This is a genomic window from Bacillus sp. FJAT-29814 (assembly GCF_001510715.1).
Lineage (GTDB): Bacteria > Bacillota > Bacilli > Bacillales > Cytobacillaceae > Neobacillus.
Genome location: NZ_LMTJ01000010.1, coordinates 112,724 through 118,723, shown reverse-complemented (window position 1 = coordinate 118,723; position 6,000 = coordinate 112,724). Strand labels below are relative to the sequence as shown.

Below are 6,000 nucleotides of genomic sequence, written 5' to 3'. Positions count from 1 at the left end.
ATTTTCTTGGTCGAAAAAAACATTTTAACACGGATCATGATTGATGACCTTTCTTTTTACACAATTATATAGACTTAATCTCCCTACGTGACCAGTTCATCTATTTTTTCATGCTTTCGGGCACGTAGAACCTCTCTACGTGACCAATTCATCTATTTTTTCATGCTTTCGGGCACGTAGGACCTCCCTACGTGACCAGTTCATCTATTTTTTCATACTTTCGGGCACGTAGAACCTCTCTACGTGACCAATTCATCTATTTTTTCATGCTTTCGGTCACGTAGAACCTCCCTACGTGACCGATTCATCTATTTTTTCATACTTTCGGGAACGTAGCACCTGACGCACGACCCACTCACCTGCGGTTATGGGAACCATAGTCTAGAGGATTTGTTCCGTAATGCACTAAGAGCCCCAAGCAGCTGCTTGGAGCTCTTTTTCAACAAAAGCTAAGCTTCAACGATGTCGGGCTGATCATAAACGTCGGTTTCAAGTTCGCCTGTGGCTTTGCTAGTGAGGACGCCCGCTGTCATTGCGCCGCTGACGTTTAAGGCGGTTCGGCCCATGTCAATCAACGGTTCGACGGAGATGAGCAAGCCGACGATGGCGATTGGCAAATTCATCACCGACAGGACGATGAGAGCTGCGAAGGTTGCACCGCCGCCAACACCCGCGACACCGAATGAACCGATGGTCACCACAAGAATTAGCGTCAGAATAAATGATAGACTGGTAGGGTCAACTCCCGCTGCCGGTGCGACCATGACGGCAAGCATCGCCGGATAAATCCCGGCACAACCGTTCTGGCCAATCGTCAGGCCAAATGATCCGGCGAAATTGGCAATCCCCTCCGACACACCCAAATCCTTCGTCTGAGTTTTTATCGTCATAGGCAGCGTTCCGGCGCTGGTACGCGACGTAAATGCGAAGGTCAAAGTCGGCAATGATTTTTTTACATAATTGAACGGATTGAGTTTTGCCGCCATTAACAAGAGCATATGAACGATAAACATGATGGCAAGCGCGACATAGGAAGCAATCACAAAAGTCCCTAGGTTCACGATTGCATCATAATCGCTCGTTGCCGCCACTCTCGTAATAATCGCGAGAATTCCGTAAGGTGTCAGCCTTAGGATTAAGGTAACGACCCGCATGACGACTGCATACACCGTGTTGATGATTTTGGCAAAGAACTCGGCATGCTCTGGTTCTTTACGCTTTACCCCGAGGTAGGCCATTCCGATCATGGCAGCGAAAATGACAACCGCAATGGTTGAAGTCGGCCGGGCGCCAGTTAAATCCTGAAACGGATTACTTGGAATGAAGTCAATGATTTGTTGTGACAAGGTCAAGTTTTCCACTTGTGGAACTCGTTCCTCAAGTGCGGCATTCCTCGCCTTTTCCGCATCTCCTTCTGTTAACTGAACACCATCAAGGTTAAAACTAAGGGCAGAACCAATTCCGATGGCTGCCGCAATAGCGGTGGTGCCAAGCAGAATACCAATGACAAGGAAACTAATTTTGCCAATATTTTTTGTTAATTTTAATTTCGTAAACGCCCCGACAATGGAGACAAAAATGAGCGGCATGACTACCATCTGTAGCAGCTTAACATACCCGTTGCCGACGATATTAAACCATTCAATCGAGCGCGCTGTTATTTCGGATTCAGTTCCGTAAATATAATGAAGAATAATACCAAAAATAATACCTAATCCTAATCCCGCAAATACGCGCTTGGAAAACGAAACATGCTTCTTTTGCATCATGAACAGGCCATACATCAGCAGTAGTAGGACGGCAATGTTAACGATGATCAGAACAGTATTCATCTTCTTCCTTCCCTTCCTAATAGTAGGAAACGTAGAGCTAACCCCAAATATCCCAATGCGCTAAGTCGGAATTCCAATTTCACTTTCGTGGTTACTTCATCAAACGTTTGATATTTCATACATATGTATAATGGAAATTTAAAATACCATTCCGCCCGCCCCAAACAATAAAATTTACAAAAAAACTGATCCGCCTAAAATGCGAATCAGCTTTCATGATAAATGTCCACCTAGGGCGGACAAAAATGGGTTTTGTCCACGGGCGGTGCCTGACACCATTACCACCCTTACCACCATTACCACCATTACATATAAACTAACACTGTAAATATTATAAGGTTTCGATTTTGCTGGATGGTGCTTCTGTTTTTTTGTTTTTGATGTGGTAGGACAGGTAGCATATTAATAGGAAGCCGAGACCGATGAGGAGCCCTGTGAGCTGTGTCGGGTCGAAGGCTAGGAAGATTAATATGGATACACAGAAGATGATACAGAAAAGTGGGACTAATGGGTAAAGCGGAACTTTATATTGCAGGTCTTCCAGTTTCCCGCCGGCCTGTAAATACTTGCGGCGGAACATGAACTGCGAAAAGGCAATTCCGATCCATGAGATGGTAACAGAAATTCCGGCAATCGACATCAATAATACAAACACCGTATCGGCAGCCAACACACTTGTCAGCAAGGATAGAAGCGAGAAAATCATGGTGAATACCAGGGCAGTAAACGGAACCTTTCTCCTAGATAATTTTCCGAAAACCGTTGGCGCCATCCCATCATGCGCCATCGCCCAAAGCAGACGAGTTGAAGCATAAATACATGAGTTCCCAACTGAAAGAATCGCTGTCAGTATGACAAAGTTCATGATATCAGGCGCAAATGGTATTCCTGCCATATCCATCAACGTGACAAAGGGACTTTCCAATAAACCGAGTTCCTTGGTTGGAAACACGGCTGATAGGATAATAATAGAAGCTATATAAAAAATGATAATTCTAAAAAGGACATTTCGAATGGCTCGGGGTATATTCTTATGAGGTTCTTCACTCTCGCCGGCAGCAATTCCAATTAACTCCGATCCTTGATATGAAAAAATAACATTCATCATCGTAACAAAAATGATGGCAATTCCCGCAGGGAACAGTCCTTTAGGAGCCAGGTTATCCATGAATGGCGCGGGTCTGTCCGCCAGTGGAATGATGCCAAAAATAGCTCCTGCTCCAATAATGATAAAGAAGATTACAGCCAATACTTTGATCCCCGCAAACCAATATTCGGCCTCGGCAAAACCTCGAGTCGTAAGAGCATTCAGAACAAACAACAGGACAATGAAAATCGTGCACCAAATCCACACGGAGACGTCCGGAAACCATCGCTGCATCAAAATTCCCGCTGCGGTAAATTCCACTCCCGCGGTGGTCGCCGAACCGATAAAATACATCCAGCCCAGCGAAAAGCCTGCAGCGGGATTGATGAATCTACTTGCATAGGTTTGGAACGAGCCCGTTACAGGCATATAAACGGCCAGCTCACCAAGACACACCATCACCAGATATAAAATTAGGCCGCCAAATAAATACCCGATTAACGCCCCGCCTGCACCAGCTTGGTTAATCGTATAGCCGGCGTTTAAAAATAATCCTGTCCCAATAACTCCCCCCAAAGAAAGCATAAACAAATGACGCCGTTTCATGGATCTGTTTAACTGGTTTTGCTGCCCTTCTTTTTCAACCATTTCCCACACCCCTTTTTAGTGGATTAACATGTAACTTCCTTGCAAATAATAGACTTCACCATACCCTCAACCAGTGCAGGAACTTCTTCGAATGCGCTTTTGATGTGAAGCCTCTCGGTTCGCTTGTGGGCGTCTTTCCCAAACGGACCGACATTCAGAACCGGTGCCTTCAGCTGCTTCATTTCATCGAAAGGTATGGAGTAGCTTGTGCCCCAAACCGGTGTATTTCCCTTAAAAACCGTCCATCCTTCACCCGCATCTTGATAATTCACATAGCTCAAGTCGCTGATTCCGTTAAAATAATGGACTTGATGTACTGGCAGCCCGAATTTTTCAATCCCAAAATTCTTTATAAAATCGATGCAACGCTTCACTAGCGGATCATCAGACGAATTCACTGCCGGATAATAGGGTGGTGCAAATAAAAGAACAATCGCTGGTGCGAGCTCCTGACACTCAATCATCAACGTGTCCGCAATTCGGAAGGACTTTTCTCGGTCATCCCATTCTGATTTCACCTGAACCGAAGCCTTGACGGACTCGACAAACACCGCCCCCAATTTTTGCAGTGCATACCTCTGCAATTCCTCATAGCGCAAAACTTTGACAGTGCCAACCGCGGTTGCCGACTGAGCCCGGCAAATTTCCTGGTAGGCCTCGTTGCATGCCAGTGCCGCATCCTGCGCCACTTTTTCGAAAAGCTCCATGATTTCTTCCGCATTCCGCTTCATTAAAAACACATTATATAAGGCAGCAGCACGGTAAGGTGTTTGGGTCGAGTATTCCAGCTTTAAGTCCTTTTGCTGCAGTGTGACTGGAGGCGGTGTCGTTTCCCCGAGTACCGATTCCTGAAAACTCGGATTCCATTCCATTCGCTGTGTTAAAAAGGACGCAATGTAAGGCGCAGTTATGCCGCCGAGCGGTTGGCCAACATGTGTTTCCTTGCCATAAAACAGCGCGGACGGCATAATTTTTCCAATCGAACCTGAATAAACATAATAGTTTCCGTCACCCGGATCCTGGGTAAATACCGGCTCCCCGTTTAAAAATAACTTATAGGTTAGCTGATGCCTCTCCTTTAATTCCAACAGCTTCGGAACAGCCGCCCGCATCCCCGCAGAATTAACTTCTTCATCAGGAACTGTCAGCAGGAGCAGATTAATTTTCCATTGTTCAACCGATGCTTTTTCGATTAGCCCCATATGCATCACAAGGCCCATTTTCATATCCATTGTGCCGCGGCCAAACAGGTATTCACCAGATAAAAGATCCTTCCGAGCCTCATCCGGCAGTTCTTCCATTCTGTCAAAAAGCAGCTTCGTTAATTCCTCCGGCTGGTACGCATACTCTTGGAGATCACCAAATTCCTCCACATTCACCGTATCAAAATGACTGATTAATACGACCGTATCCGAAGCACTGGGATGTTTATACAATGCCGTTAAAAAGGACCGGCCCAAATCGGCATCATGCAGTTCTAAGTACTCTGGATGCTTCTTAAAAAAGTCCACTTTACCGAGCTCCGCCATGACCTTGGACGGAAATTCGCGTTCTCCCTCGGTCAGCGTCATGCTTTTCCAGCTCACCACCTCGCACAGTAATTCCCTCAATGCTTCGGGATTTCCCCATCTAAGCTGTTTCATGGTCCCAGACCCCTTCATTTCCATTGTTAAAAGCGCAATGACAAGCAACTTAAGCCGCCATCTAATTTTCGAAACTCCGATGTATCAAGTTCAAGCGTTTGATAACCAGCCTCTTCAATCCTTTGTTTTGTTTGCGGATAGCCCGCCGGAATGATGACATAGTCGTTTACCCGGATGCAATTGGCTGCATATTCCTCATCCGGCGGGACAATAATTTTTTTATAGGAATGAAAATCAGGGTGATCAATAAATTCGCCGGCCACCACTATCGTTTGATCCCCTAAGTAGGCGATACCCGTTTTTAAATGGAAGAATTTTTTTAAAGGTACAATCGTAGCTTTATAGTTTTCAGATTCCAAGATTTCCTTTAGCTGCTGTGCACCTTCCTGGTTAGTCCGGGCGGAAATCCCGATATAAAAGTGATCTTCAATTTGTAAAATATCGCCGCCGTCCAATGTTCCCGGCGCTTTAATATAGTAAATTTTTTCGTAAAAGGAATTGATCGCCGGTTCCAAATCCCGGACCTCTCCATTGCGGGAAGCGGCACCAGGATTGGAAATGACGGCAAACCCCGGTGTCAAAACCGCTGTATCCTCCACAAAGGTAGAGTCAGGAAATTCATCATTGCTTTCGAGGACGGTGACTTCCGTGCCGCAAATTTTCAGCGCTTCAATATACGCTTTGTGCTGCTCCAGGGCTTTTTCCAACTTGGGTGCACCTAAGTTGGAAGTCGTTAATCCATTGATATATGTTTTCCCTGGTGTTTTGACAATGGTATGTTTAAACATGA

General features: G+C 45.6%; 4 protein-coding genes. All 4 read right to left on the bottom strand.

Annotated features, from left to right (window positions below; translation table 11 throughout):
• Positions 1 to 449: 449 nt before the first annotated feature.
• A complete protein-coding gene (locus tag AR334_RS24170; RefSeq protein ID WP_066319806.1) occupies positions 450 to 1,832 on the bottom strand; it encodes an L-cystine transporter in 1,383 nt (460 codons plus the stop codon).
• 331 nt (positions 1,833 to 2,163) lie between these two features.
• Positions 2,164 to 3,567: an amino acid permease gene (locus tag AR334_RS24165; RefSeq protein ID WP_066319804.1), complete on the bottom strand. Its 1,404-nt coding sequence runs from the start codon at positions 3,565 to 3,567 to the stop codon at positions 2,164 to 2,166.
• 23 nt (positions 3,568 to 3,590) lie between these two features.
• Positions 3,591 to 5,210 (bottom strand): M20/M25/M40 family metallo-hydrolase, encoded by a 1,620-nt coding sequence (locus tag AR334_RS24160; protein WP_066320292.1) that lies wholly within the window; start codon positions 5,208 to 5,210, stop codon positions 3,591 to 3,593.
• 26 nt (positions 5,211 to 5,236) lie between these two features.
• Positions 5,237 to 5,998 carry a dimethylarginine dimethylaminohydrolase family protein gene (locus AR334_RS24155; RefSeq protein WP_066319786.1) on the bottom strand — a complete coding sequence of 254 codons (762 nt, stop codon included), beginning with the start codon at positions 5,996 to 5,998 and terminating at the stop codon, positions 5,237 to 5,239.
• Positions 5,999 to 6,000 lie beyond the last annotated feature (2 nt).

Excerpts from the sequence above, each read along its gene's own strand:
- AR334_RS24170 (WP_066319806.1), bottom strand. The coding sequence starts at position 1,832 with ATGAATACTGTTCTGATCATCGTTAACATTGCCGTCCTACTACTGCTG.
- AR334_RS24165 (WP_066319804.1), bottom strand. The coding sequence starts at position 3,567 with ATGGTTGAAAAAGAAGGGCAGCAAAACCAGTTAAACAGATCCATGAAA.
- AR334_RS24160 (WP_066320292.1), bottom strand. The coding sequence starts at position 5,210 with ATGAAACAGCTTAGATGGGGAAATCCCGAAGCATTGAGGGAATTACTG.
- AR334_RS24155 (WP_066319786.1), bottom strand. The coding sequence starts at position 5,998 with ATGTTTAAACATACCATTGTCAAAACACCAGGGAAAACATATATCAAT.